The 281-nt window shown below is 73.0% G+C and carries 1 pseudogene; it reads right to left on the minus strand.

What is annotated here, in order from left to right:
• Window positions 1–24: 24 nt before the first annotated feature.
• Window positions 25–281, minus strand: a pseudogene (locus tag ACESY8_RS19235) (VanW family protein); the annotation flags it as partial.

Consider the following 281-nt stretch of genomic DNA (forward strand, 5'->3'; position numbering starts at 1 on the left):
GGGCCCTCCACTCTTGTTTTAGGGTCAGGCGGCGGGCGCCGCTGAGGGTACGGCCGCCGGGGTGGACCCGGTTTCCGGCGTGACGGCCGGGGTCTCCTCCACCGGCTCCATGCCGGGACCGACGCCAGATTCCGGTGTGGCGGTGGCCTCCACAGGAGGGGTATATGCCGGCGGGGACTCCGGGCTGGGGGGGACAGTTGGACTGGGCTCCAGGGGAAGCACAGGTGTGGCGGTTGGGACGGGCGACGGAGTGCCGCCTGGCGTCGGACTGGGCGCAGGGG

Origin of the sequence: Clostridium sp. ATCC BAA-442, assembly GCF_964239415.1 — a bacterium.
In the GTDB taxonomy this organism is placed as follows: domain Bacteria; phylum Bacillota; class Clostridia; order Oscillospirales; family Oscillospiraceae; genus Flavonifractor; species Flavonifractor plautii.